Origin of the sequence: Streptomyces sp. NPDC093546 (genome assembly GCF_044765045.1) — a bacterium.
Lineage (GTDB): Bacteria > Actinomycetota > Actinomycetes > Streptomycetales > Streptomycetaceae > Streptomyces.
The window spans coordinates 96688-120376 of the sequence record NZ_JBIWJG010000003.1 but is presented as its reverse complement, the minus strand read 5'-3'; the positions used below and the strand labels follow the sequence as shown (position 1 = coordinate 120376).

At 71.4% G+C, this 23689-nt stretch carries 25 protein-coding genes, 1 pseudogene and 1 riboswitch; of the genes and pseudogenes, 13 read left to right on the top strand and 13 right to left on the bottom strand.

The annotated features are described in order from the left end of the window. Window positions 1–17: 17 nt before the first annotated feature. On the bottom strand, window positions 18–470 hold the full coding sequence (locus ACIRNI_RS06975; protein ID WP_356643656.1) for an SRPBCC family protein: 453 nt from the start codon (window positions 468–470) through the stop codon (window positions 18–20). A gap of 230 nt (window positions 471–700) precedes the next feature. Between ACIRNI_RS06975 and ACIRNI_RS06970 the strand changes: the two genes are divergently transcribed. The 3 genes from ACIRNI_RS06970 to ACIRNI_RS06960 are packed head-to-tail and all read left to right on the top strand — an operon-like array spanning window position 701 to window position 2772. Next, a complete protein-coding gene (locus tag ACIRNI_RS06970; RefSeq protein ID WP_355355565.1) occupies window positions 701–1546 on the top strand; it encodes a hypothetical protein in 846 nt (281 codons plus the stop codon). A 56-nt stretch (window positions 1547–1602) separates the two neighbouring features. Then, entirely contained in the window at window positions 1603–2181 is a 579-nt protein-coding gene (locus tag ACIRNI_RS06965) for a Uma2 family endonuclease (RefSeq protein WP_403549015.1), read from the top strand. A 12-nt stretch (window positions 2182–2193) separates the two neighbouring features. Next, a complete protein-coding gene (locus ACIRNI_RS06960; RefSeq protein WP_403549013.1) occupies window positions 2194–2772 on the top strand; it encodes a dihydrofolate reductase family protein in 579 nt (192 codons plus the stop codon). Between the two features lie 357 nt (window positions 2773–3129). Here the strand turns inward: ACIRNI_RS06960 and ACIRNI_RS06955 are convergent, their stop codons facing one another. After that, window positions 3130–3507: a winged helix-turn-helix transcriptional regulator gene (locus ACIRNI_RS06955; protein ID WP_403549011.1), complete on the bottom strand. Its 378-nt coding sequence runs from the start codon at window positions 3505–3507 to the stop codon at window positions 3130–3132. Between the two features lie 103 nt (window positions 3508–3610). Here ACIRNI_RS06955 and ACIRNI_RS06950 point away from each other — a divergent pair, with 103 nt between their 5' ends. Beyond that, window positions 3611–4258: an NAD(P)-dependent oxidoreductase gene (locus ACIRNI_RS06950; protein ID WP_403549009.1), complete on the top strand. Its 648-nt coding sequence runs from the start codon at window positions 3611–3613 to the stop codon at window positions 4256–4258. Next, a complete protein-coding gene (locus ACIRNI_RS06945) occupies window positions 4258–4689 on the top strand; it encodes a nitroreductase family deazaflavin-dependent oxidoreductase (protein WP_403549008.1) in 432 nt (143 codons plus the stop codon). The genes ACIRNI_RS06950 and ACIRNI_RS06945 overlap by 1 nt, the downstream gene beginning before the upstream one ends. Before the next feature lie 68 nt (window positions 4690–4757). On the opposite strand, the pseudogene ACIRNI_RS06940 reads toward ACIRNI_RS06945, so the two are convergent. The 5 genes and pseudogenes from ACIRNI_RS06940 to thrC form a co-directional block, all read right to left on the bottom strand. Beyond that, window positions 4758–4898: pseudogene (locus ACIRNI_RS06940) on the bottom strand (PIN domain-containing protein); the annotation flags it as partial. A 152-nt stretch (window positions 4899–5050) separates the two neighbouring features. Continuing rightward, on the bottom strand, window positions 5051–6673 hold the full coding sequence (gene groL, locus ACIRNI_RS06935; protein WP_355355581.1) for a chaperonin GroEL: 1623 nt from the start codon (window positions 6671–6673) through the stop codon (window positions 5051–5053). Window positions 6674–6995: 322 nt separating this feature from the next. After that, a complete protein-coding gene (locus ACIRNI_RS06930; protein ID WP_031073244.1) occupies window positions 6996–7199 on the bottom strand; it encodes a cold-shock protein in 204 nt (67 codons plus the stop codon). A gap of 412 nt (window positions 7200–7611) precedes the next feature. Further along, window positions 7612–7890: a ubiquitin-like small modifier protein 1 gene (locus ACIRNI_RS06925; RefSeq protein ID WP_403549006.1), complete on the bottom strand. Its 279-nt coding sequence runs from the start codon at window positions 7888–7890 to the stop codon at window positions 7612–7614. Window positions 7891–7944: 54 nt separating this feature from the next. Next, a complete protein-coding gene (thrC, locus tag ACIRNI_RS06920) occupies window positions 7945–9285 on the bottom strand; it encodes a threonine synthase (protein ID WP_403549857.1) in 1341 nt (446 codons plus the stop codon). Next, a riboswitch (SAM riboswitch) is annotated at window positions 9279–9426 on the bottom strand. (Overlaps the previous gene by 7 nt.) Before the next feature lie 116 nt (window positions 9427–9542). Here thrC and ACIRNI_RS06915 point away from each other — a divergent pair. Beyond that, window positions 9543–10502, top strand: a complete 960-nt coding sequence (locus ACIRNI_RS06915) for a glucosyl-3-phosphoglycerate synthase (protein ID WP_403549004.1) — start codon at window positions 9543–9545, stop codon at window positions 10500–10502. Window positions 10503–10547: 45 nt separating this feature from the next. Beyond that, a complete protein-coding gene (locus ACIRNI_RS06910) occupies window positions 10548–11996 on the top strand; it encodes a trehalose-6-phosphate synthase (protein ID WP_403549002.1) in 1449 nt (482 codons plus the stop codon). Window positions 11997–12029: 33 nt separating this feature from the next. Here the strand turns inward: ACIRNI_RS06910 and otsB are convergent, their stop codons facing one another. Genes otsB through ACIRNI_RS06895 form a run of 3 tightly spaced genes read right to left on the bottom strand, consistent with a single transcriptional unit; the run spans window position 12030 to window position 14391 of the window. Next, entirely contained in the window at window positions 12030–12884 is an 855-nt protein-coding gene (gene otsB / locus ACIRNI_RS06905; protein ID WP_403549000.1) for a trehalose-phosphatase, read from the bottom strand. Window positions 12885–12920: 36 nt separating this feature from the next. Next, entirely contained in the window at window positions 12921–13151 is a 231-nt protein-coding gene (locus ACIRNI_RS06900) for a DUF3263 domain-containing protein (protein WP_355355592.1), read from the bottom strand. 22 nt (window positions 13152–13173) lie between these two features. Continuing rightward, the gene (locus ACIRNI_RS06895; protein WP_403549855.1) at window positions 13174–14391 is read right to left on the bottom strand and encodes an extracellular solute-binding protein; all 1218 of its coding nucleotides are present in this window, start codon (window positions 14389–14391) and stop codon (window positions 13174–13176) included. Window positions 14392–14569: 178 nt separating this feature from the next. On the opposite strand from ACIRNI_RS06895, the gene ACIRNI_RS06890 reads away from it, so the two are divergent. The 5 genes from ACIRNI_RS06890 (at window position 14570) to ACIRNI_RS06870 (ending at window position 19600) form a co-directional block, all read left to right on the top strand. Continuing rightward, window positions 14570–15484 carry an SIS domain-containing protein gene (locus tag ACIRNI_RS06890; protein WP_403548998.1) on the top strand — a complete coding sequence of 305 codons (915 nt, stop codon included), beginning with the start codon at window positions 14570–14572 and terminating at the stop codon, window positions 15482–15484. A gap of 141 nt (window positions 15485–15625) precedes the next feature. Continuing rightward, complete coding sequence (locus ACIRNI_RS06885; protein WP_403549853.1) at window positions 15626–16537, top strand: ROK family protein; 912 nt, start codon at window positions 15626–15628, stop codon at window positions 16535–16537. Next, complete coding sequence (gene nagA, locus ACIRNI_RS06880) at window positions 16537–17688, top strand: N-acetylglucosamine-6-phosphate deacetylase (RefSeq protein WP_403548996.1); 1152 nt, start codon at window positions 16537–16539, stop codon at window positions 17686–17688. Before ACIRNI_RS06885 ends, nagA begins: the two co-directional genes overlap by 1 nt. Before the next feature lie 114 nt (window positions 17689–17802). Continuing rightward, the gene (locus ACIRNI_RS06875) at window positions 17803–18732 is read left to right on the top strand and encodes a 1-phosphofructokinase family hexose kinase (protein ID WP_403548994.1); all 930 of its coding nucleotides are present in this window, start codon (window positions 17803–17805) and stop codon (window positions 18730–18732) included. A 16-nt stretch (window positions 18733–18748) separates the two neighbouring features. Continuing rightward, window positions 18749–19600, top strand: coding sequence for a ketose-bisphosphate aldolase (locus tag ACIRNI_RS06870; protein WP_403548992.1), 852 nt, complete (start codon window positions 18749–18751; stop codon window positions 19598–19600). Here the strand turns inward: ACIRNI_RS06870 and ACIRNI_RS06865 are convergent. Beyond that, window positions 19590–20555 (bottom strand): carbohydrate-binding protein, encoded by a 966-nt coding sequence (locus tag ACIRNI_RS06865; RefSeq protein WP_403548990.1) that lies wholly within the window; start codon window positions 20553–20555, stop codon window positions 19590–19592. The two genes, ACIRNI_RS06870 and ACIRNI_RS06865, sit on opposite strands and share 11 nt — an antisense overlap. 65 nt (window positions 20556–20620) lie before the next feature. Continuing rightward, window positions 20621–22324, bottom strand: coding sequence for a diguanylate cyclase CdgB (cdgB, locus tag ACIRNI_RS06860; RefSeq protein WP_403548988.1), 1704 nt, complete (start codon window positions 22322–22324; stop codon window positions 20621–20623). Between the two features lie 294 nt (window positions 22325–22618). On the opposite strand from cdgB, the gene ACIRNI_RS06855 reads away from it, so the two are divergent. Beyond that, window positions 22619–23161: a flavin reductase family protein gene (locus ACIRNI_RS06855; protein ID WP_403548986.1), complete on the top strand. Its 543-nt coding sequence runs from the start codon at window positions 22619–22621 to the stop codon at window positions 23159–23161. Window positions 23162–23175: 14 nt separating this feature from the next. Here ACIRNI_RS06855 and arfB read toward each other — a convergent pair whose 3' ends face one another. Continuing rightward, complete coding sequence (arfB, locus tag ACIRNI_RS06850; protein WP_355355607.1) at window positions 23176–23613, bottom strand: alternative ribosome rescue aminoacyl-tRNA hydrolase ArfB; 438 nt, start codon at window positions 23611–23613, stop codon at window positions 23176–23178. Window positions 23614–23689: the final 76 nt, after the last annotated feature.

Below are 23689 nucleotides of genomic sequence, written 5' to 3'. Positions count from 1 at the left end.
GGCCCCGAGGCCGGCCGTCAGGCGTCGGGGTCCATCCGCCACTCCAACAACGCCTTCAGGTTCCGCAGGTCCTTGCGGTTCGCGTACCGCACCGCGGGCTCGGCGAAGCGGTGGCCCGGGCCGCCGCGATTGCGCAGGGTCATGCGGGTGCGGGTGCCTTCGGAGCCGTACGGCTCCCAGGTGTAGGTGGTCTCCATGTCGTACGGGCCCTCGGTGGCCCGCATGACGAGGCGCCGTTCGGGCTCGTACGCGACGATCTCGTACGTGTAGACCCAGCGCCGTCCGAGGAAGCGCGCGATGAAGGTGACGCGGGAGCCGACCTCGACGGCCGCAGAGGGCGGCGGCGTCTGCCATTCAACAGAGACGATGTTGGCGTACCACTCGGGCGCGTTCGAGGGATCGGCGGCGTACGCGGCGACCAGGTCGCACGGCGCGTCGATCACGATCTCCGTCAGGACGTCGACGGCCATATCTCCAGCGTAGGCCCGAGGCTTGAGCCGCGAGGTCCGAGCTTTCTTCACAGGATTGGGTCTATGGGTCTGGCTTTGAACCCGCCCACCCACCCGGTGCGTTGACCCTCCGCATGCGATTTGCCACGCAGCGTGGCGACGCTCTAGCGTGCCCGCATAACGAACAACCCCCGCGAGGTGCTAGCAACACCTGCGGGGGTCTAGCCATCGAGATCGAATCGAGCGATCCCATGGATGACGAAGAGCTTAGTGTTGCCGCGCACCCCCTCGCGAGCCCCGGCTACGGCAAGCGTTCCGCGCCTGGCCAGAAACCGCCGACGAGCAGTGACTTCGCGCATCTGCCGCCGCGCGAGGCGTCCATCGCCGGGTACATCGACAGGTTGACGGACGGCGCGGACATCTCCGTGAAGACGCTGGCGAAGGTGCTCCCGGCGTACGGGCAGTGCGCGCTGCGGACGGCGCTGAACAACCTGGTCCGCGCGGGCCACCTGCGCCGGGGGCGGGAGCACACGCTGGGCGATGGCCCCCAGCAGTGGGTGACGCGGACGTGGTGGTCCCGGACGGCGCGGGACGACGAGTGGTGGGCGGCGTTCCAGCGGGGAGACGTACCGGAGGACAAGCCGCCGCGGCAGAAGCTGTCGCGCGCGTACGTCCTGCTGGCGGCGCTGGGGCGCGAGGCGCCGATGATGTCGCTGTCCGCCGTGGAGTGCTCGGTGCTGGCGCCGCTGGTGAACGAGTGGTTCGAGCGCGGGGCGACCGAGCAGCAGGTCCGGATCGCCCTGACGGCCGGGCTCCCGGAGGTCGTCCACCGCCCGCTCGCCCTGGCCCGGACCCGCCTGACGACAAAGATCCCGCCGCCCCGGACGGAGCCGTACCGCCCACCGCTCCGCATCCTGGAGTGCGCCCGCTGCGGCGACCCGGCCCGCCCGGAGGCCCTCCGCGACGGCGAATGCGGCCCCTGCCGAGGCGAGGCGGTACCGCGCCCCCGCACGACCCTGCCCCCGGCCGAGGTCCACGCCCGCGCGGCGGCGGCGAAGGCGGCGGCCGGTCTGCGACCCGAAAGGAGCCATGCATGACAGTTCAGCTCAGCCGCACCAGAGGCGGGGCACTCTGTAGGGGAGGAGGCGACACCATGACCCCTGGCACCGCAGAGCGCCCGCAGATGTCCGTCGAGGAGTTCGAGGAGCTCGCCCGCCGAGCCCCGGAAACCGTCACGCTCGAATTCGTCAACGGAAAGCTGAAGGTCAAGCCCGTGCCCGACGGCGACCACGGATCAATCTTCATGTGGCTCCTCCGGCAGTGCATGCACCACCGCCCGGACCTGGACCTCCATCCCGAGCAGGGCCTCGTGGTCGAGGGATACCGGAAGGGACGAGCCAGGCCCGACGGCGCCCTCGCCCCCGTGGAGCACTTCGCCGGACATGGTGAATGGGCGGACTCGTCAGGCGTCCTCATGACCGTCGAGATCACCTCGTACGACTCCGACACCGACCTCCGGGACCGGAAAGAGAAGGGAGCCGGATACGCCCAGGCGGACATCCCGGTCTTCCTCCTCATCGACCGCGACTCCGACACCCTCGTCGTGCACAGCGAACCGGCACACGGCACGTATCAGAAGCAGGTCACCTACAAGTACGGCGACACCGTCGAACTGCCCGACCCCGTCGCCATCACGCTCGCAACCGAGAAGCTCAAGGACTACGCGGGCTGAGGAGGACTCCTGATGCGCAGCGTGACCTATTCGATGGGCGTCTCGCTCGACGGCTACATCGTCGGGCCGGACGGCGACTTCAACTGGACGGCTCCCGACGCGGAGGTCTTCCGCTTCTGGATCGACGACATCCGCCAGGTCGACGTCCACCTGCTGGGACGGCGGCTGTACGAGACGATGCTGTACTGGGAGACGGCCGACCAGGACCCCACGCTCGACGACGCCATGCGCGAGTGGACCGCGCTCTGGAAGCCGCTGCCGAAGGTGGTGTTCTCCACCACGCTGTCGGCGGTCGAGGGCTGTGCCCGCCTGGCCTCCGGTGGCCTGGAGGACGAGATCAAGCGGCTGCGGGCCGAGCCGGGAGAGGGCGAGATCGCGATCGGCGGCGCGACCCTCGCCGCCGAGGCGGCCGCACTGGGACTGATCGACGAGTACCGGGCCATGGTCTACCCGGTGCTGGTCGGTGGTGGCATCCCGTTCTTCCCCCGGCACGAGCGCCGGGTGGATCTCGAACTCGTCGAGACCCGCACCTTCACCTCAGGGGTCGTCTACCTCCGCCACCGCGTGGCGCGCCGGACCGGATCCAGGTAGCGCGGGCGAGCCGCCCGTCATGGCGTACGAACCGACCTCCATGACTGCGTACGGGTACGTCGTACGCACTCGCGTCGAAGTCGAATTCCAGCGGTCGGACCTCACCATGGGGCACCTGCCAGTCCGACCACTGGACGACATCGCCTATGCGCTGCACGACCACGGAGAGGAAACCACAGCACCCCCGGTGCACTCCGGCTCGCCCAGCTCCACCCGGCGCGGCTCGGACGTCGCCCGCAACGGACTGGGGAGCCTGACGGGCAGCGCTTCCGCCGCGAGAGGCCCACGCCCCCCCGCCTGCCTCACCACGTCCACGCCGTTGACCCAGAGACGCACCTGGGCACCGAGAGCGGGGCCCTAGCCGGTATTGCCAAGCGGCGAGGCCGCTTCCCGTGCGTCGATGAGCTCGTCCCAGTGCTCCGCCGCCCAGGTGCAGGCTGCGGCCATCGGGACGAGGAGGCTGCGGCCGAGCGGGGTCAGGTCGTATGCGACCCGGCGCACCGGCTCGGCGTGGACCGTGCGTGTGACGAGGCCGTCACGCTCCAGCGTACGGAGCGACTGCGTCAGCACTTTGGCCGTGATGCCGTGCAGCGGGATCCGCAGCTCCGAGAACCGGCGGGGTCCCTGTTCGAGGCAGCGGATGATCATCCCTGACCATTTGTCACCGAAGCGGATCGGTGAGAGGTCGGATGGGCAGACCGGGTCGAACATGTCGGGATCCAGTGGCTCAGGCACCGCCACACAGTAGCCGGTATCTCCTTGGTAACCAGGGCCTTTTCTATCGTCCGGGGAAGCGGTCGGCGTTCAGGCCCGGCCCGTAGATGTTCGAGGGGAAGCCATGAGCCAGATCATCATCTTCGGCGCCGGCGGCAGGGCCGGTCGGGCCGCCGTCGCAGAGGCCCGCGGCCGTGGCCACCAGGTCACCGCGGTCGTGCGTGACCCGGCCAAGTACCCCGATCTGCGGGCTGTGGACGGCGTACGGACCGTCGCGGGCGATGTCACCGATGCCCCCAGCGTCGCCCGGCTGTCCGTCGGACACGATGCCGCGATCAGCGCGGTCTACGATGCCGCCGCGCAGCCCGAAGCCTTCTTCGCCCACGCATCGCGTGCCCTCCTCGACGGCCTGGCGGAAGCCGACGTGAACCGACTGGTCGGGGTTGGCCTCGCCTCGGTGCTGGAGACCGCCTCCGGAGCCCTCCTCATGGACACGCCTGGCTATCCCCAGGACTACCGTGCCTTCTTCCTGGGACACGCGGCAGGCACGGACGTGCTGCGCACCGTGGCCTCTGGGACCTCTGGATTGGACTGGCTGGTCCTCAGCCCGGCGGGCGACTTCGACCACGGCGGTGCCCGCACCGGCAGGTACCGGACGGCGCCGGCCGAGGTCAGCAGCCGTATCTCCTACGCCGACTTCGCGATCGCGTTGCTCGACGAGATCGACGATCCGCGGCATCACCGCACGCACGTCGGCGTCGAGGCCGGCTGATGGACAGGCAGGAGGAAATCACCGACAGCCCGAACGAGTGGGTGGCACAGCACATCCGCCACTACCTCGAGACGAACGGCCAAGCCAGACCAGGCATGAACGACCTGCTCCTGACGACCCGCGGCCGCAAGTCCGGAAAGCTGCGCCGCACGGCCCTGGTCTACGTGCGGGATGGCGAGGACCGCTACATCGTCGCCGCTTCCAACGCCGGAGCCGATCAGCACCCGGCCTGGTACCTCAACCTGACCGCCAACCCGAACGTCACCGTCCAGATCGGCGCGGAAACCTTCCCCGCGGCCGCGAGGACCGCCACGCCCGAGGAGAAACCGCGGCTGTGGGCGCTCATGGTGGCGGCCGTTCCGTCGTACCAGGGCTACCAGGAGGCGACCAGCCGCGATATCCCGGTAGTGATCCTCGACCGAACGTACTGATCATTTGTCGTGGGCGCGGGCCATTACGGCGTCGTACGCACTCGCGCCGAAGTCGAGCCCTCACCTGCCTATGGCACGGAGCCGCGCTCGACCACCCACTTCACCGGCTGGCCCGTGATGGCAGCGATGTGGTCGAAGTCCCCGTCGTAGTGCAGCACCGTGACCCCGTGACGCTCGGCCGTGGCCGCGATGAGCAGATCTGGGATGGACGCCTCTGAAGAGGATCTCCAGGTCGATCATGGTGCGGGTCATCGGCACCTCCAGGCACACGACGGTGCGGCAGAACGCCCGAGGGCGGCACCCCCACTGCTGGGAGTGCCGCCCTCGGTTCCGTAACCGGGCTTACCGATCCGCGAAGGGATCAGAAGTCCATGTCACCGCCCGGCATGCCGCCACCGGCCGGGGCGGACGCCTTCTCCGGCTTGTCGGCGACGACGGCCTCGGTGGTGAGGAACAGCGCCGCGATGGAGGCCGCGTTCTGCAGGGCAGAGCGGGTCACCTTGGCGGGGTCGATGATGCCCTCGGCGATCATGTCGACGTACTCACCGGTCGCGGCGTTCAGGCCGTGGCCGACGGGAAGGTTGCGCACCTTCTCGACGATGACGCCGCCCTCGAGACCACCGTTGACGGCGATCTGCTTCAGCGGGGCCTCCAGGGCCAGGCGCACGATGTTGGCACCGGTGGCCTCGTCGCCCTCGAGCTCCAGCTTCTCGAAGACGGAGGAGGCCTGGATCAGGGCCACGCCACCGCCGGCGACGATGCCCTCCTCGACGGCCGCCTTCGCGTTGCGAACGGCGTCCTCGATGCGGTGCTTGCGCTCCTTGAGCTCGACCTCGGTCGCGGCACCGGCCTTGATGACGGCCACGCCGCCGGCCAGCTTCGCGAGGCGCTCCTGGAGCTTCTCGCGGTCGTAGTCCGAGTCGGAGTTCTCGATCTCGGCGCGGATCTGGTTGACGCGGCCCTGGACCTGCTCGCTGTCACCGGCACCGTCGACGATCGTGGTCTCGTCCTTGGTGATGACCACCTTGCGGGCGCGGCCCAGCAGGTCGAGACCGGCGTTCTCCAGCTTGAGGCCGACCTCCTCGGAGATGACCGTGCCGCCGGTGAGGATGGCGATGTCGTTCAGCATGGCCTTGCGGCGGTCGCCGAAGCCCGGGGCCTTGACGGCGACGGACTTGAAGGTGCCGCGGATCTTGTTGACGACCAGCGTCGACAGGGCCTCGCCCTCGACGTCCTCGGCGATGATCAGCAGCGGCTTGCCCGACTGCATGACCTTCTCCAGCAGCGGGAGGAGGTCCTTCACGGAGGAGATCTTGGAGTTGACGATCAGGATGTACGGGTCCTCGAGCGAGGCCTCCATACGCTCCATGTCGGTGGCGAAGTACGCCGAGATGTAGCCCTTGTCGAAGCGCATACCCTCGGTGAGCTCCAGCTCCAGACCGAAGGTCTGGGACTCCTCGACGGTGATGACGCCTTCCTTGCCGACCTTGTCCATGGCCTCGGCGATGAGCTCGCCGATCTGGGTGTCGGCGGCGGAGATGGAGGCGGTGGAGGCGATCTGCTCCTTCGTCTCGACCTCCTTCGCCTGGTCGAGCAGCGCACCGGAGACGGCCTCGACGGCCTTCTCGATGCCGCGCTTCAGCGCCATCGGGTTGGCGCCGGCGGCGACGTTGCGCAGACCCTCGCGGACGAGCGCCTGGGCGAGGACGGTCGCGGTGGTCGTGCCGTCACCGGCGACGTCGTCCGTCTTCTTGGCGACTTCCTTGACCAGCTCGGCGCCGATCTTCTCGTACGGGTCCTCGAGCTCGATCTCCTTGGCGATGGAAACACCATCGTTGGTGATCGTGGGGGCGCCCCACTTCTTCTCGAGGACGACGTTGCGACCCTTGGGGCCCAGGGTCACCTTGACGGCGTCGGCGAGCTGGTTCATGCCGCGCTCGAGGCCGCGCCGTGCCTCCTCGTCGAACGCGATGATCTTGGCCATGTGAAGTGGTCCTCCCGGACTGGGGTGGATGCTCCGGACCGCGCTGGCGCCCGCGACGGACGGCCTGCATGCCCCTGTGGTTCCTTGCCCCACCGGCCTGCGGACCTCACCGACTCGGTCCTTCGTTGTCACTCTCACCTTCAGAGTGCTAACGCCAATGATTAGCACTCGACCCCTGCGAGTGCAAGCTCCTCCCGTGGATCGGGAGCCTTCGATCCACTACGCGTGTGCGCGTACGCGCACGCGCGAGGGGCCCGCATCCTGTGCGGATGCGGGCCCCTCGGCACCACTGTGAAAGTCGCTGGCCGAATCGCGCCTGCTACTAGCCGGCGAGCTTGACCATGTCCGCCTGCGGACCCTTCTGGCCCTGCGAGATCTCGAACTCGACTCGCTGACCTTCTTCCAGGGTGCGGTAGCCGTCCATCTGGATCGCGCTGTAGTGGACGAATACATCCGCACCACCGTCGACCGCGATGAAGCCGTACCCCTTCTCCGCGTTGAACCACTTGACGGTGCCCTGAGCCATGCCTAACTCCCCTATTACTGGCCCTTGCACAGGACCGCACTTCGCGGACCCGGGTCAGACCTCACCCGCTGACAGGAACGGGCGTGCGCCGGAACGCGTCGACCGCCGCTGAATGTATCTGTCCAACTGCCGTCTGCAACAGGTCAATCGGACGAGAATTCCGAGCACGCGTGAACGGAAAATTAGGCGGAATTCGCCAGAACCCCGGGCAAGTCGGGCCCGGCAAAGCGCACATTCGGCGCATCAGGCACGGGTACTTTGACTGCATCTTGTCGCGCCGGGGCGTGAATTCATATGCGCGTGACATGACCGGCGGCGGGGGCTTCCCCAACTCTACCGCGCTCAACCATGCAGAAATGCCCCCTGCGCACAGCGTGCGGAGGGGGCAATTCCGGAAAGCGCTATCAGCGAACTAGCAGCCGCCGGCCACGGCGGGAATGATCGACACGCCCGCGCCGTCCGGCGTGGCGGTCTCCAGACCCTGCTCGAAGCGGACGTCGTCGTCGTTGACGTACACGTTGACGAAGCGGCGCAGCTTGCCCTGGTCGTCCAGGACGCGGGCGGCGATGCCCGGGTGGTTCTTCTCCAGCGACTCGATGACCTCGGCGAGGGTCGCGCCCTCCGCCTTCACCTCGGCCTGGCCGCCCGTGTACGTGCGGAGGATGGTGGGGATGCGCACGTTGACGCTCATGTCGTGATGCCTTTCAGTACGAGCGGTACGAGCCCGGTACGGAGTGGGGGGCGGTCAGGCCAGGCCCGCGTCGCGGAACGCGTCCAGGCTCGGGCGGATGACGGCGGTCGCCTGCGAGGTGTCGGCCACGGCGTCGAGGGTCTTCAGGCCGTCGCCCGTGTTGAGCACGACCGTGGTCAGGGACGGGTCGAGCCGACCGGCCTCGACCAGCTTCTTCGTCACGCCCACGGTCACACCGCCCGCCGTCTCGGCGAAGATGCCCTCCGTACGGGCCAGCAGCTTGATCGCGTCGACCACCTGCTCGTCGTCGACGTCCTCGACCGCGCCGCCCGTGCGGCGGGCGATGTCCAGGACGTACGGGCCGTCGGCGGGGTTGCCGATGGCGAGCGACTTGGCGATGGTGTTCGGCTTCTGGGGCCGTACGACGTCGTGACCGGCCTTGAAGGCCGCCGACACCGGGGAGCAGCCCTCCGCCTGGGCGCCGAAGATCTTGTACGGCTTGTCCTCGACCAGGCCCAGCTTGATGAGCTCCTGCAGACCCTTGTCGATCTTCGTCAGCTGCGAGCCGGAGGCGATCGGGATGACGATCTGGTCCGGCAGCTTCCAGCCGAGCTGCTCGCAGATCTCGTACGCGAGCGTCTTCGAGCCCTCGGCGTAGTACGGGCGGAGGTTGACGTTCACGAAGCCCCAGCCCTCGCCGAGCGGGTCGCCGATGAGCTCGGAGCAGAAGCGGTTGACGTCGTCGTAGTTGCCCTCGATGCCGACGAGCTCTCCGCCGTACACGGCGGCCATGACGACCTTGCCCTGCTCCAGGTCGTGCGGGATGAACACGCAGGAGCGGAAGCCGGCCCGGGCGGCGGCGGCGCCGACCGCGCCCGCCAGGTTGCCGGTGGAGGAGCAGGACAGGGTGGTGAAGCCGAAGGCGCGGGCGGCCTCCAGGGCCTGGGCGACGACGCGGTCCTTGAAGGAGTGCGTCGGGTTGCCGGAGTCGTCCTTGACGAAGAGCTTGCCGGGCTCGACGCCGAGCTCGCGGGCGAGGTTGTCGGCCTGGACGAGCTTGGTCCAGCCCGGGTTCAGGTTCGGCTTGTCCGCGACGTCGGCGGGGACGGGCAGCAGCGGTGCGTACCGCCAGATGTTGGCGGGCCCGGCCTCGATGCGCTTGCGCAGGGCCTCGGGGTCGCCGCTCGGCAGGTCGTACGCGATCTCGAGCGGCCCGAAACAGTGCTCGCAGGCGAAGATGGGGCCGAGGGCGAAGCGCTCGCCGCATTCGCGACAGGAGAGGGCGGACGCGGGCCCGAGGTCGACGTTCTTGCTGGTGTCGGCGGCGGTGCCGGGAGCGGCGTCCGAGGGGGAGACAGTCTGTACAGCCATGGAGGCGAGGCCCTTTCTCCTCATCTTCCTCATGGCGCACTTCGCCATGAGACGGATTTGGCACCTTCCCTAGCCGGGGCCTCGCGTTGCGCAGATGTGCGAGTGCCGACTGGAGGGTTGCCGGGGCTTCAACGGGCCGTATCCCTCTGCCCCTCTGGATGAGCGGTATTCGATTGTGTGCGCGGGGGACCCGACATGTGTCGGCCGTCCGCGTTGTTCAAGACTGTAACCGAACCCCTGGACGCTTGAGATGGTCGTCCGATACGCGAGATGGAGATCACGTGCTGGAAGAGGTGGAGCGCTGGCTGGACCGGCGGTCCTGGTCCGTTTCGGAGCGACCGCTCGACCAGCTGCTCGCGGCGAAAGGCGGGACGACCGTGAGCGTGGTGCTGCCGGCGCTCAACGAGGAGGCGACGGTCGGCGAGATCGTCACCGTGATCCGCCGCGAGCTGATGTCGAGGGCCGTGCCGCTGGTGGACGAGCTGGTGGTGATCGACTCGGGCTCGACCGACCGTACGGCGGAGGTGGCGCGCGCGGCCGGGGCGCGGGTGGAGCACCGGGACGCGATACTCCCCCGGATACCGGCGCTGCCCGGCAAGGGCGAGGTGCTGTGGCGGTCGCTGCTCGTGACGAGCGGCGACATCGTGTGCTTCGTCGACTCCGACCTGATCGACTTCTCGGCGGACTTCGTGTCGGGGATCGTCGGGCCGCTGCTGACGAACTCGTCCGTGCACTTCGTGAAGGCGATGTACGACCGGCCGATGGCGGGCCCCGCAGGCCAGGGCTCCCCGGGCCAGGGCGGGCGGGTGACGGAGCTGGTGGCGCGGCCGCTGCTGAACCTGCACTGGCCGCAGCTGGCCGGGTTCGTCCAGCCGCTGGGCGGCGAGTACGCGGCGCGGCGCTCGCTGCTGGAGCGGCTCCCGTTCCCGGTGGGGTACGGGGTGGAACTGGGCCTGCTGGTGGACGCGCTGCACACGGTGGGGCTCGACGCCCTCGCCCAGGTGGACGTGGGGGTGCGCAAGCACCGGCACCAGGACGACCGGGCGCTGGGGCGGATGGCGGCGGCGATCTACCGGACGGCGCAGCTGCGGCTGTCGCGGGGGCACCTGGTGCGGCCGCGGCTGACGCAGTTCGACCGGGGCGAGGCGGGGTTCGTGCCGCGGACGCACGCGGTGGACACGGAGGAACGGCCTCCGATGGCGAGTGTGGCGGAGTACACACGGCGGCGGCGCGTGGCGTGACGGGCGTACGTTTGAGCGTTTCGGCTACGGGCTAGGTTCGTCTCCATGGCGCCCCAGATTCTCGTTGCTTCGAACAGAGGTCCGGTCAGCTACGTGCCGCGTGCGGACGGCACGCTCGACGCCCGGCGCGGCGGGGGCGGGCTCGTGTCGGGCCTGTCCGCGATCGGTCCGGACGCGGGGGCGCTGTGGGTGTGCGCCGCGCTGAGCGACGGCGACCGCGAGGCGGTGCGGCGCGGGATCAGCGAGCCCGGCGTGCGGATGCTCGACATCGACGCGGCGACGCACGCGGCGGCGTACAACGGCATCGCGAACTCCGTGCTGTGGTTCGTGCACCACATGCTGTACCAGACGCCGCTGGAGCCCGTGTACGACGCGGAGTTCCGGCGCCAGTGGGACGCGTACCGGCTCTACAACCGGGCCTTCGCGGCGGCGCTGGCGGCGGAGGCGGACCGGGGCGCGACGGTGATCATCCAGGACTACCACCTGGCGCTCGCCCCCGGCATGCTGCGCGAGCTCCGTCCCGACCTGCGGATCGGGCACTTCTCGCACACGCCGTGGGCGCCGCCGGAGTACTTCCGGATGCTGCCCGACGACATCGCCGAGGAGCTGCTGCTCGGCATGCTCGGCGCGGACCGCCTCGGCTTCCTCACCTCGCGGTGGCGGCGCGCCTTCCAGGACTGCTGCCAGGTGGTGCTCGGCCACTACGACGGGATGGCGTACTGGCCCCGGGACCAGGAGCCGAGCTTCGAGTACCGCATCCCGGGCCACCAGCGGCGGCGGACGTACCTGGGCGTGCACGGGCTGGGCGCGGACGCGGACTTCCTGCGGGAGCGGTCGCGGCGGGCGGACGTGGACGAGCGGATGGCGGCGCTGCGGGAGCAGATCGGTCCCGACCGCAAGACGATCGTCCGCGTGGACCGCACGGAGCTGTCCAAGAACATCGTGCGCGGGCTGCTGGCGTACCGCACGCTCCTGGAGCAGCGCCCCGAGTGGCGCGAACGGGTGGTCCACCTCGCCTTCGCCTACCCCTCGCGGCAGGACCTGCCCGTGTACCGCGAGTACACGGCGCGGGTGTCGCAGCTCGCGGACGAGATCAACGCGGAGTACGGCCGCGACGGCTGGACCCCGGTGATCCTCCACGTCGAGGACGACTTCGCCCGCTCGCTGGCCGCGTACCGCCTCGCGGACGTGGCCCTGGTCAACCCCATCCGCGACGGCATGAACCTCGTCGCCAAGGAGGTCCCGGTCGTCTCCGACCACGGCTGCGCGCTGGTGCTGTCGCGGGAGGCGGGCGCGTACGAGGAGCTGCGCGACGAGGCGGTCACGGTGAACCCCTACGACGTGACCGGCACCGCCGAGGCCCTCCACGAGGCCCTGACGATGCCGACGGCGGAACGCGACGAACGCACGAAGCGCCTCGCCGCGGCGGCGACGGCGCTTCCGCCGCACCAGTGGTTCCTGGACCAGCTGCACGCGCTGCGGGAGCTGGGGTAGTTCCCGGGGGCTGACGCCCCCGGTTCGGGGGCGTCAGCCCACCCGCCGGGCCAGCGCCCCCAGGAAGTCGACCACCGCCGGCGGGCCCGGGACGGCCAGGTCCGCGCGGGTGGCGAGGTCCGGGACCTCGGCGCTGGCGCTGCAGACCAGGAGGCCCGGCGTGCCGTCGGAGCGGAGTTTCTCGACGGCGGCGAAGGCGGGGAGGTCGCCGAGGTCGTCACCCGCGTACACGACCGTGCCCGCGCCGGTGGCGCGGACGTGGTCGGTGAGGGCGACGCCCTTGTCCATGCCCGGGGGCCGCAGCTCCAGGACCAGGCGGCCGGGCTCCAGGACCAGGCCGTGGCGGGTGGCGAGCTCGGCGAGGGGTTCGCGCAGGGCGTCGAACGCGGCCTGCGGGTCCTCCGCGCGGCGGGTGTGGACCGCGACCGCGCGGCCCTTCTCCTCCGTCCAGGTGCCGCGCCACGCGCCCGCCCGGTCCAGGACGCCGGGCAGCTCCGCGCGGACGGCCGCGACGCCGGGGTGCTCCGGGGCCGCGCGGACCGTGCCGGTGACGGCGTCCCAGCGCTCGGCGCCGTAGTGGCCGAGGACCACGAGGTGTTCCAGGCCCGGTACGCCGGCGAAGCCGCCGTACCGCACCGCCACACCGGCCGGGCGGCCGGTGATCACCGCGATGGACGCGACGTGCGGCGCCAGCGCCGCGAGGGCGGCGACCGCGCCGGGGTGGGCGCGCGCCTGCTCGGGGTCGTCGACGATCTCGGCGAGGGTGCCGTCGAAGTCGAGGCCGACGACCGCCCGCTCGGGATGGGCCAGGAAGGAGTCGAGGCCCTCGCGGCCGGCGGCGGTGGTGGGGCTGGGGAGGAAGTCCTGTGAGTCCTGTGGGGTACCCATGGGCGGAAACCTATCCAGCTCCACCGGTGCACACACCTACCGGCGCGCCTCCCGCGCCGCCCGCACCCGCCGCAGCCGGTTGACCGTCACCGGGTCGTGCTCCAGGGCGCGGGGGTCGTCGAGGAGGGCGTTGAGCAGCTGGTAGTAGCGCGTCGGCGACAGGCCCAGCTGCTCCCGGATCGCCCGCTCCTTCGCGCCGGGGCCCGGCCAGGAGCGGCGCTCCATGGCGAGGACGGCCCGGTCGCGAGCACTGAGGTCGGCGGTCATATGAAGAACATAGCTACTTCGGCTACTCGGCCGCTTCCGCGTCCTTCGCCGTCTTCGCTATCCCCTGGAGCACCGCCTCCGGGTCCCCGTCGGGCGCGACCGCCTCGCCGATGTTCCGCTTGACGCTCTCGCTGACCTTCGCCCACGAGGTCTCGCCCACCGGGTACAGCTCCGACGTGGGCAGGGCGTCCAGGAACGCCTTCAGGTCCGCGTGCTCCGGATCGGCGGACATCGCGCTGTTCGCGGTGACGGTCACCGGGAGGATGTCGTAGCGGTCGGAGAACTCCAGCACGTTCTTGTCCTGGTAGACGAAGTCCAGGAACGCGCCGGCCTCCCGCCGGTGGCCGTTCTGCTTGAACGCCATCATCCAGTCGGCGACGCCCATCGCCGCCTTGGCCTTGCCGTCGACGCCCGGCAGCGGCACCGTGCCGACCTTCACGCCCGCCTTCTCGGCCGTCTGCATCAGCGTCGGGTGGCCGTTGAGCATGCCGACCTCGCCGCGCGTGAAGGCGTCGAACGCCTGCTGCCGGTCCAGCTTGCCGGGCGCGACGGGCCCGGTCAGGCCGGGGCCGACGAGCTCGTCCTTGAGCCACGTGAAGGTCTTGACGTTGTCGACGGAGTCGATCTCGTACGAACCGCCGCTGTCGTCGCGGTAGCCGCCGCCCCCGCTGAGCATCCACTGCATGGTCTCGGCCTGGGCCTCCTCGGAGCCCAGCGGCAGCGCGAAGGGGTACTTGACGCCCTCGTCCTTCAGCTTGCGCGCGGCCGCCGCGATGTCGGCCCAGTTCTTCGGCGGTTCGACGCCCGCCTTGGCGAAGAGGCCCTCGTTGAAGAAGAGCAGCCGCGTGCTGGCGGCGAACGGCATGCCGTACTGCACCCGGTCGACCTCGCCGGCCCGGGCGAGCAGCGGCAGGAACCTGGCCTGGGTGGGGACGGAAAGCAGCTCCTCCGCCTTGTAGAGCTTGCCCTGCTTGGCGTAGTCGGCGTACGCGCCGATCTGCGCGAGGTCGGGGGCCTCGCCGCGGTTCACCATCTCGGCGACCTCGCGGTCGACGTCCTTCCAGGAGAGCACCTTCACATCGATCTTGATGTGCGGGTGGCTCTTCTCGAACTCCCTGGCAACGTTGTCCCAGTACGCCTGCGACGTGTTGGAGGCGTTGCTTCCGTAGTCGGCGGCGACCAGCTTGAGGGTGACGTCCTTGGAGTCACCCGCCCCGCAGGCCGACAGGCTCGCCGCCATGCCGAGTGCGGCTACCGCCGCGGTCAGTCCCAGAGAGCGGCGTCGCTGCACAGCCTTGTCCCACCTTCATTCACCTACCGAGGGGATGAGGTCTACACCACTGGGTATCGCTTCCACAACTCCGGTCTGCTAGACCGGCAGGGACCTGTACGCGTACGACGCCGTAGGAGTCCCTCGCATGTCCCGTACCGCAGCAGAGATTGCCACCCAGCCGGCCTGCTGGCGCCGCGCCGCCGAGGCCGCCGCGTCGTTCGGGGAGGGGCTGCCGCGCCCCGGCGAGCGGGTCGCCGTGACGGGGTGCGGCACGTCGTGGTTCATGGCGATCGCGTACGCGGCGCTGCGGGAGGCGGCGGGGCAGGGCGAGACCGACGCGTTCGCTGCCTCGGAGTTCCCGTCCTCGCGCGCGTACGACCGGGTCGTGGCGATCACCCGCTCCGGGACGACGACCGAGGTGCTGCGGCTGCTGGGCGAGGTGCGCGGGCGCGGGGTGCCGACGCTGGCGCTGACCGCCGACCCGAAGACACCGGTCATGGAGGCGGCGGACGCGGTCGCGGTGCTGGACTGGGCGGACGAGGAGTCGGTGGTCCAGACGCGGTTCGCGACGACGGCGCTGGCGTTCCTGCGGGCGGGCCTCGGCGATGCCGTACGCGGCGTCCCCGGTGTGAAGCCGGTCGCCGAGGCGGCGGTGGACGCGGAGCTGGCGGTGACGGAGCCGCTGCCGGAGGCGGTACTCGCGGCGGAGCAGTGGACCTTCCTGGGACGGGGCTGGGCGTACGGGCTGGCGCTGGAGGCGGGGCTGAAGATGCGCGAGGCGGCGGGCGCGTGGACGGAGGCGTACCCGGCGATGGAGTACCGCCACGGACCCATCGCGATCACCGGGCCGGGGCGGGTCGCGTGGGTCTTCGGCGCGCTGCCGGAGGGCCTGGCGGCCGAGGTCGCGCGGGTGGGCGGCACGCTGCACGCGCACGCGACGGCCGACCCGATGGCGGACCTGATCCGGGCGCAGCGGCTGGCGGTGGCGCTGGCGGAGGCGAAGGGGTACGACCCGGACCGGCCGCGCAACCTCACGCGGAGCGTGATCCTGTCGTCGTAGCCGTACGCCGTAGCCGTACGAAAAGCGTTTTGTATGCGGTGACAACAATCCTCGGAAGTGGACTAGACCTTTCACGGGTTCACGAGCCACACTGTCTCCGTGAGACGACACGTCATCGCCCTCGATGTGGGCGGCACCGGGATGAAGGCCGCCCTGGTCGGAGCCGACGGGGAGCTGCTGTACGAGGAGCGCCGCGCTACCGGCCGGGACCGCGGCCCCGACGCCGTCGTGGAGTCCATCCTCGGCTTCGCCGCCGACCTGCACGCCCACGGCCGCGAGCGGTACGGCACCGGCGCCCTCGCCGCCGGTGTCGCCGTGCCCGGCATCGTCGACCGCGACCGCGGCATCGCCGTCTACGCCGCCAACCTGGGCTGGCGCGACGTCCCGCTCCGCGCCCTGCTGGCGGAGCGGCTCGGCGGCCTGCCGGTCGCGCTCGACCACGACGTACGCACCGGCGGGCTCGCCGAGGGCCGCGTCGGGGCGGGACACGGAACCGACCGGTTCCTCTTCGTACCGCTGGGCACCGGCATCGCGGGCGCCATCGGCATCGGCGGCACCATCGAGGCCGGCGCCCACGGGCACGCCGGCGAGCTCGGCCACATCGTCGTCCGCCCCGGCGGCCCCGCGTGCGGCTGCGGCCAGCGCGGCTGCCTGGAGACCCTCGCCTCGGCCGCCGCCGTGAGCCGGGCCTGGGCGGCGGCCTGCGGCGATCCGGCCGCCGACGCGGCGGACTGCGCCAAGGCCGTCGCCTCGGGCGACGAGCGGGCCGTACGCGTGTGGCGCGAGGCGATCGACGCGCTCGCCGACGGGCTGGTCACGGTGCTCACCCTGCTGGACCCCCGCACGCTCATCATCGGTGGCGGTCTCGCCGAGGCCGGGGAAACGTTGTTCACACCCCTTCGGGCGGCCGTCGAGGAGCGGGTCACGTTCCAGAAGCTGCCCGCCATCGTGCCGGCGGCCCTCGGGGACACCGCCGGATGCCTGGGCGCGGGCCTCCTCGCCTGGGATCTGCTCTCCAAGGACCCTGCCCCTGACTCGGAGGTATCCGCCTGATGGCCGATCGCACTGTTCTCGCCGGCGCCCGCGTGGTGCTGCCGACCGGGATCGTCGACAGCGGGCGGGTGATCGTCGAGAACGGCCGGATCGCCGACCCGGCATCCGCCCCCGACGGTGTCCCGTCGGCCGACCTCGCCGGGCACTGGGTCGTCCCGGGCTTCGTCGACCTGCACAACCACGGCGGCGGCGGGGCCTCCTTCACCTCCGGCACCGTCGAGGAGGTCCTCAAGGGCGTCCACACGCACCGCCTGCACGGCACCACCACCGTCGTCGCCTCCACCGTCACCGGTGACATGGACTTCCTCGCGCACCGCGCCGGCGAGCTGTCCGAACTCGCCGAGCAGGGTGACATCGCCGGCATCCACTTCGAGGGCCCCTTCATCTCCCCCTGCCGCAAGGGCGCCCACAGCGAGGGCCTGCTGCGCGACCCGGACCCGGCGGAGGTGCGCAAGCTCGTCGACGCGGGGCGCGGCCACGCCAAGATGGTCACCCTCGCCACCGAACTACCCGGCGGCATCGACTCCGTACGCCTGCTCGCCGAGCACGGCGTGATCGCCGCCATCGGCCACACGGACGCCACGTACGAGCAGACCGTCGAGGCCATCGAGGCGGGCGCCACCGTCGCCACGCACCTCTTCAACGCCATGCCCCCGCTCGGCCACCGCGCCCCCGGCCCCATCGCCGCGCTCCTGGAGGACGAGCGGGTCACCGTCGAGCTCATCAACGACGGCACACACCTGCACCCGGCGGCTCTGGAGCTGGCGTTCCATCACGCGGGCGCCGGCCGGGTCGCGTTCATCACCGACGCGATGGACGCGGCGGGCTTCGGCGACGGCGTCTACCACCTCGGGCCGCTGGAGGTCGAGGTGCGCGAGGGCGTGGCCCGCCTGGTGGAGGGCGGCTCGATCGCGGGCTCCACGCTGACGCTCGACACCGCGTTCAGACGGGCCGCGACGGTCGACAAGCTGCCCGTCGAGGCGATCGTTCAGGCCATCTCCGCCAACCCGGCGAAGCTGCTCGGCGTGTACGACAAGGTCGGCTCACTGGAGCCGGGCAAGGACGCCGACCTGGTCGTCCTCGACGCCGACTTCACGCTCAAGGGCGTGATGCGCAAGGGCGAATGGGTGATTGCGCCGCAGCTGGGCTGAATTCGGCCCGCGTTGGCGCGGGGCGGCCGGCCGGGGTCTGGGCCAACCGCCCCGCGTTTGGCATGATCAGGGCCCGTAAGACGCCGAAACGACCGGGCTGGGGGTGTGCGCCACGTGATCCTGACGGTCACGCTCAACACCGCCCTCGACCTCACCTACACGGTCGGCGCCCTGGTGCCGAGGTCGTCCCACCGCGTCACCGACGTCGCCGAACGCCCCGGCGGCAAGGGCCTCAACGTCGCCCGCGTGCTCGCCGCGCTCGGCCACGAGACGGTGGTCACCGGCTTCGCCGGCGGCGCCACCGGCGAGGTCGTCCGCGGCCTGCTCGCCCCGCTGCCCGGCGTGCGCGACGCGCTCATACCGATCGCGGGCGCCACGCGCCGCACGGTCGCCGTCGTCGACGCCTCCACCGGCGACACCACGCAGCTCAACGAACCGGGCCCGGTCGTCTCCCCCGCCGAGTGGTCGGCGTTCCTCTCCTCGTACGACGCCCTCGTCGGCGAGGCCCGCGCCGTCGCGCTGTGCGGCAGCCTGCCGCCCGGTGTGCGCGTCGGCGCGTACGCGGAGCTGATCCGCCGCGCCCGCGCCGCGGGCGTGCCCGTGCTGCTCGACACCAGCGGCGAGCCGCTGCGCCGGGGCATCGCCGCCCGCCCCGACATCGTCAAGCCCAACGCCGACGAGCTCGCCCACCTCACCGGCGCCCGCGAGCCGCTGCCCGCCACCCGCGACGCCCGCCGCCGGGGCGCCCACGCCGTGGCCGCCTCCCTCGGCCCGGACGGGCTGCTCGCGGTGACCCCCGACGGCACCTGGCGGGCGGCGGCGCCCGCGCCGGTGAAGGGCAACCCGACGGGCGCGGGCGACTCGGCGGTCGCCGGCCTTCTGTCGGCGCTGGTGGAGGGGGAGGCCTGGCCGGAGCGCCTGCGCCGCGCGGTGGCGCTGGCGACGGCGACCGTGCGGGCCCCGGCGGCCGGCGAGTACGACCCCCGGACGTACCAGGAGCTCCTGGACCGGGTGACGGTGACGGAGCTGGTCGCAGCCGCATAGACGAAAGGTCCCCGAGATGCCCCTCGTCCCCACCGGCGAGCTGATCGCCCAGGCCAGGACCGCGCGGCGCGCGATCGCCGCGTTCAACGTCATCACGCTGGAGCACGCGGAGGCCATCGCGGCCGGGGCCGAGCGGGCGGGGGTGCCCGCCGTCCTCCAGATCTCCGAGAACGCCGTGCGGTTCCACGGCGGCGACCTCTCCGCCATCGCCGCCGCCGCGTCCGCCGTCGCCCGCGCCTCCACCGCCCCGCTCGGGCTCCACCTCGACCACGTGGTCTCCCGCGAGCTGCTGCACGCCGCGTACGCCGAGGGCTTCGGCTCGGTCATGTTCGACGCGTCGAAGCTGGCGTACGGCGACAACGTCAAGGCCACGGCGGAGGCGGTGCGCTGGGGCCACGAGCGCGGCATGTGGGTCGAGGCGGAACTCGGCCGCGTGGGCGGGAAGGACGGCGAACCGCCGCTGGACGCCCACGCCCCGGGCGTCCGTACGGACCCGGCCGAGGCCGCCGCCTACGTCGCCGACACCGGCGTCGACGCCCTGGCCGTCGCGGTCGGCTCCACCCACGCCATGACCGAGCGCACGGCGACCCTCGACCACACCCTGATCGCCGCCCTGCGCGACAGCGTCCCGGTCCCGCTGGTGCTCCACGGCTCCTCGGGCGTCCCGGACGCCGAGCTCCGCGCGGCGGTCGCCGCCGGCATGACGAAGATCAACATCGGTACGGCCCTGAACACGGCCTTCACGGGCGCGGTGCGCGCCTTCCTGGACGCCGACGCCCGGGCCGTCGACCCCCGGAAATACCTCGTCCCCGCTCGCGAGGCGATGACGGGGACGGTGGTGCGGTATCTGGCGGCGGTCAGCCCTTGACCTGGCCCTGCTTCAGCCAGACCTGGTCGAGGTACGCCTCGCACTGGTCGCCCTGCTCGCAGGACATCTTCATGGTGTTCACGCCCTTCTTGAGCGTGGCGTAGGAGTAGGTGTAGGTCCAGCCCTTCTCCCAGTCGCCCTCCGGCGCGTGGGCGAAGTTCTTCATCCGGATCTCACGGGGCGCCTCGCCGTTGACCGAGAGCGAGGCGTCCGCGTCCTTGCCCGGCACGGAGTACGTCAGGAACAGGGTGTACTCGCCGTCCTCCGGAACGTCCACCGTCCAGCTGGCGGAGCCGCCGACGCCGTTGAACATCACGTACGCGCCGTTGATGCCCTTGGCGCCCTTGACGTCCGTACCGAGCCGGGCCGGGCCGCCCAGCTGGAGCGTCGCCGCGTCCTGCTTCGGCAGCTCCTTCGGCTTGTCGCCCTCGCCGCCCTTGGACGGCTGGGAGCTCGGGGACTCCTGGACCTGGGAGGCGGGGGCCGAGGGGTTGGCCTGGCCGCCCTTGTCCTTGTCGCCGGTGTTGCTCAGGACCGCGACCGTGATGCCGATCACCACGACCAGCACGACCGCGATCGCGCCGATCAGCAGGCCCTTGGTGTTGGGTCCGCCGCCGCGGCCGCCGCGCTGCGGGGACTGCGGGGGCATCGCCTGGTGCGGCGCGCCGTACGTCTCGGGCGCGGCGTACTGCGGGGTCGGTCGCTGCGGCGGGACCTGGCCGTGGCCTTGGCCATGGCCATGGCCACCGCCGTACTGGCGCTCGCCGACCGCGCGGACCTGGTTGTACGACGTTCTCGGCACGCCGGGCTGCGCACCCGCCGCGGGACCGGGATAGCCGTAGCCGCCCTGGCGCGGGGCCTGAGCGCCCGCTGCCTGCCCGTCCGCGTACAGGTAGCCGAACGGATCGTCGTCCTCGGGCGTGCCCGCGCCGTTGCCGTTGTTACCGGCAGCCATCCCTGGTCACTCCTCATCCCTGCTCGCCAGCGGTCACCGACCCGGGCGAGCCTACCCCGAACGGGCTAGCCGGCCCGTCGGTGAATCTTGGAGCGGGAACGCTTCTCTATGTACATGCGCTGGTCAGCGGAGTTCAGGACCTCTTCGACGGACATTCCGCACTCGGCCCAGCCGATGCCGAAACTCGCCCCCACCCGGACCGCGCGGCCGTCGACCCGGATGGGCGGGATGATCGCGTTCCGCAGCCGGACGGCGAGGTCGGCGGCGTCGGCCGCGCCGAGGCCGTCGGCGAGGACGACGAACTCGTCGCCGCCGAGCCGGGCCACGGTGTCGCCGTCGCGGACGCCGGCGGTGAGGCGGCGGGCCACCTCGACGAGGACGGCGTCACCGGTGTGGTGACCGAACCGGTCGTTGATCGACTTGAAGCCGTCGAGGTCGCAGAAGAGGACCGCGAGCCCCTTCGTGCCGTCGTCGACTTCGTTGTCGGCCGGCGGAGCGACGGTGTGGACGTGGTGGTCGTACGCCCCGGCCGCGTCGGGGCCGAAGTCGAATCCGTGGCCGTGACCGGGTCCGGGGCCGGGGCCGTGGTTCTGCTGGGGCTGGTGCGGGTGCTCGTACTCGAATTCGTACGCGCCGCCCTCGGGGGCGTACGCGTCCGGCGTCGACGCCGCCGACCGGACCGCCTGCGGGCGCGCGCACAGCCGGGAGCTGAGGCGGGCACGGAGCTCGGCGCTGTTGGGCAGGCCGGTCAGCGCGTCGTGCGAGGCGCGGTGGGCGAGCTGGAGCTCATGGCGCTTGCGCTCCTCGATGTCCTCGACGTGGGTGAGCAGGAAGCGCGGCCCGTCGGCGGTGTCGGCGACCACCGAGTTGCGCAGGGACACCCACACGTACGTGCCGTCGCGGCGGCCGAGGCGCAGCTCGGCGCGGCCACCCTCGGCGGAGGTGCGCAGCAGGGTGCCGATGTCCTCGGGGTGGACGAGGTCGGCGAAGGAGTAGCGCCGCATGACGGAGGCGGGGCGGTTCAGCAGCCGGCACAGCGCGTCGTTGGCGCGCAGCAGCCGGCCGTGCTGGTCGCCGCCCATCTCGGCGATGGCCATGCCGGAGGGCGCGTACTCGAAGGCCTGGCGGAACGACTCTTCACTGGCCCGCAGGGCCTGCTGCTCGCGCTCCAGGCGCACCAGCGCCCGCTGCATGTTTGCTCTCAGCCGGGCGTTGCTGATCGCAATCGCGGCCTGCGAGGCGTACATCTGGAGCGCTTCCTGCCCCCAGGGGCCGGGGCGGCGGCCGTTGCGGGGCCGGTCGACGGAGATGACACCGAGGAGCTCACGGCCGCTGCCGGAGGCGTACATCGGGGCGTACAGCCGGTCGCGGGGGTGCCACTCGTCCTCGAAGCGGGGCTCGGGGCCCTCGGTGTGCCACTGGGGGACGTCGTCCTCTATCAGGACCCAGCCCTCGGTGTGCGGGATGAACCGCAGATCCCCCCAGGCCTCGCCCATGGACAGGCGGCGCTCCCAGGAGGCGCGCGAGCCAACCCGGCCGGTGATCAGGGCCTCGGCGGCGGCGCTGCCGGCGAAGGCGGCGACGACCAGGTCACCGTCGGGGCGTACGAGATTGACGCAGGCCAGTTCGTAGCCGAGGCCTTGGATGACGCCGTCGGCGACGGTTTGCAGCGTGTCGGCCAGACTGCGGGCCGTGTTGAGGTTGGCGACGACCTGATGCAGCTGCCGCAGGGTCGCAAGACGGACGTACGGCTCCGACTCGGTCTCCATTGCTCGCTCTCCCCGAGACCTCGACAGCAACTCCAGGGTTCTCATCGGCGCTCGTGTTGCACTGTCATCGGCCACTGAATCACAGCGAGCTGCGCACCCGGTACACAGGGTCAACAATTCCCCGGCTCTGTGACTCAAGTCACAAGCGGTGGGGTCGGGACGCGTGGGAGGCACTGCGGCGCGGCGTTCCTTTGCTTCCGGTAACTCCCGGCACCTTCCGGTCAAGGGTCCTAGGACCGACCTGGTCCCTTGGGCCGATGCGGCCGGTTGGCGGGCAAGGTTAGCGTTCCGGGTGTGTTCCCGACGACCCAGCCCTCAGCCCCTGCCGTCCCTCATCCTGAGGGGGTGAGCAACGACGAGTTCCGTGCCGCCATGTCGCGGCTGGCCGCGGGTGTGGTGCTGGTGACGGCCGTCGAGCCGCCGCTGGTCGAGGACGTCGGCATGACGGCGACGGCCTTCATGTCGGTGTCGCTGGACCCGCCGCTGGTGATGGTCAGCCTGCGCAACGGCTCCCGCATGGACGACCTGCTGGACGAGCAGCCGCTGTGGGGCGTCTCGGTGCTCGCGGAGAGCCAGCGGCACATCGCGGGGCGCTTCGCGATGAAGGGCCGCATCAGCGACCGGCTGCTGTTCGCGGACATCCCGTACACACGCGGCGAGGCGAGCGGCGCGCCCCTGGTGGGCGGGGCCCTGGCCACCCTGGAGTGCCGCACGGAACAGCGCGTGGTGGCCGGCGACCACACCCTGGTGATCGGCCGCGTCCTAAGCGCCGACTTCCCGAGCCCGCAGGGTGAGCCCCTGCTGTACTTCCGCGGGAAGTACCGCCACCTGAGCTGAAACCGCTGAGGGACCTACGACCAGTCGCGGGGCGAGCGGCCGCGCTTCGTCTCGGCGCGGTGCTTCTTCTCCCGCAGGCGGCGCTCGTTGATCCCGCGGGGAATCTTCGTCGCGCGGCGCGGCTTCGGCGGCGGAGCCGTCGCCTCCGCCAGCAGGGACGCCAGCCGCACCGCCGCCGTCTCGCGGTTGCGCCACTGCGAGCGGTGCTCCGACGCGCGGACACTGATCACGCCGTCCACCAGGCGCCCGCCGAGCCGCTGGAGCGCCCGCTCCTTCCAGACCGGCGGCAGCGCCTCCGTACGCGCCAGGTCGAAGCGCAGCTCCACCTGCGAGTCGCTGGTGTTCACATGCTGTCCGCCCGGCCCGGACGACCTGGAGAAACGCCACATGAGCTCGGACTCCGGCAGGGAGACCGAGCCGCGGATGACATAGGGACCGGACATGCCCTCCATGTTCCCGGTCCCGACGCGGTCACGTCACCCCGTTTTCCGACCATGGGTCATGGAACCCTGGGGCTGCGCACCGCGT

Bases quoted from the DNA above. Each gene is read 5' to 3' on its own strand.
- ACIRNI_RS06865 (WP_403548990.1), bottom strand. From the start codon at position 20,555: ATGGCTGCCGGTAACAACGGCAACGGCGCGGGCACGCCCGAGGACGAC.
- ACIRNI_RS06895 (WP_403549855.1), bottom strand. From the start codon at position 14,391: ATGGCGGCGAGCCTGTCGGCCTGCGGGGCGGGTGACTCCAAGGACGTC.
- ACIRNI_RS06970 (WP_355355565.1), top strand. From the start codon at position 701: ATGGATGACGAAGAGCTTAGTGTTGCCGCGCACCCCCTCGCGAGCCCC.
- nagA (WP_403548996.1), top strand. From the start codon at position 16,537: ATGGCCGATCGCACTGTTCTCGCCGGCGCCCGCGTGGTGCTGCCGACC.
- arfB (WP_355355607.1), bottom strand. From the start codon at position 23,613: ATGGAGGGCATGTCCGGTCCCTATGTCATCCGCGGCTCGGTCTCCCTG.
- ACIRNI_RS06960 (WP_403549013.1), top strand. From the start codon at position 2,194: ATGCGCAGCGTGACCTATTCGATGGGCGTCTCGCTCGACGGCTACATC.
- ACIRNI_RS06900 (WP_355355592.1), bottom strand. From the start codon at position 13,151: ATGACCGCCGACCTCAGTGCTCGCGACCGGGCCGTCCTCGCCATGGAG.
- ACIRNI_RS06890 (WP_403548998.1), top strand. From the start codon at position 14,570: ATGTCCCGTACCGCAGCAGAGATTGCCACCCAGCCGGCCTGCTGGCGC.
- otsB (WP_403549000.1), bottom strand. From the start codon at position 12,884: ATGGGTACCCCACAGGACTCACAGGACTTCCTCCCCAGCCCCACCACC.
- ACIRNI_RS06930 (WP_031073244.1), bottom strand. From the start codon at position 7,199: ATGGCTCAGGGCACCGTCAAGTGGTTCAACGCGGAGAAGGGGTACGGC.
- ACIRNI_RS06975 (WP_356643656.1), bottom strand. From the start codon at position 470: ATGGCCGTCGACGTCCTGACGGAGATCGTGATCGACGCGCCGTGCGAC.
- ACIRNI_RS06925 (WP_403549006.1), bottom strand. From the start codon at position 7,890: ATGAGCGTCAACGTGCGCATCCCCACCATCCTCCGCACGTACACGGGC.
- ACIRNI_RS06965 (WP_403549015.1), top strand. From the start codon at position 1,603: ATGACCCCTGGCACCGCAGAGCGCCCGCAGATGTCCGTCGAGGAGTTC.
- ACIRNI_RS06870 (WP_403548992.1), top strand. From the start codon at position 18,749: ATGCCCCTCGTCCCCACCGGCGAGCTGATCGCCCAGGCCAGGACCGCG.
- ACIRNI_RS06950 (WP_403549009.1), top strand. From the start codon at position 3,611: ATGAGCCAGATCATCATCTTCGGCGCCGGCGGCAGGGCCGGTCGGGCC.
- groL (WP_355355581.1), bottom strand. From the start codon at position 6,673: ATGGCCAAGATCATCGCGTTCGACGAGGAGGCACGGCGCGGCCTCGAG.
- ACIRNI_RS06885 (WP_403549853.1), top strand. From the start codon at position 15,626: ATGAAGGCCGCCCTGGTCGGAGCCGACGGGGAGCTGCTGTACGAGGAG.
- ACIRNI_RS06910 (WP_403549002.1), top strand. From the start codon at position 10,548: ATGGCGCCCCAGATTCTCGTTGCTTCGAACAGAGGTCCGGTCAGCTAC.
- ACIRNI_RS06945 (WP_403549008.1), top strand. From the start codon at position 4,258: ATGGACAGGCAGGAGGAAATCACCGACAGCCCGAACGAGTGGGTGGCA.
- cdgB (WP_403548988.1), bottom strand. From the start codon at position 22,324: ATGGAGACCGAGTCGGAGCCGTACGTCCGTCTTGCGACCCTGCGGCAG.
- thrC (WP_403549857.1), bottom strand. From the start codon at position 9,285: ATGAGGAGAAAGGGCCTCGCCTCCATGGCTGTACAGACTGTCTCCCCC.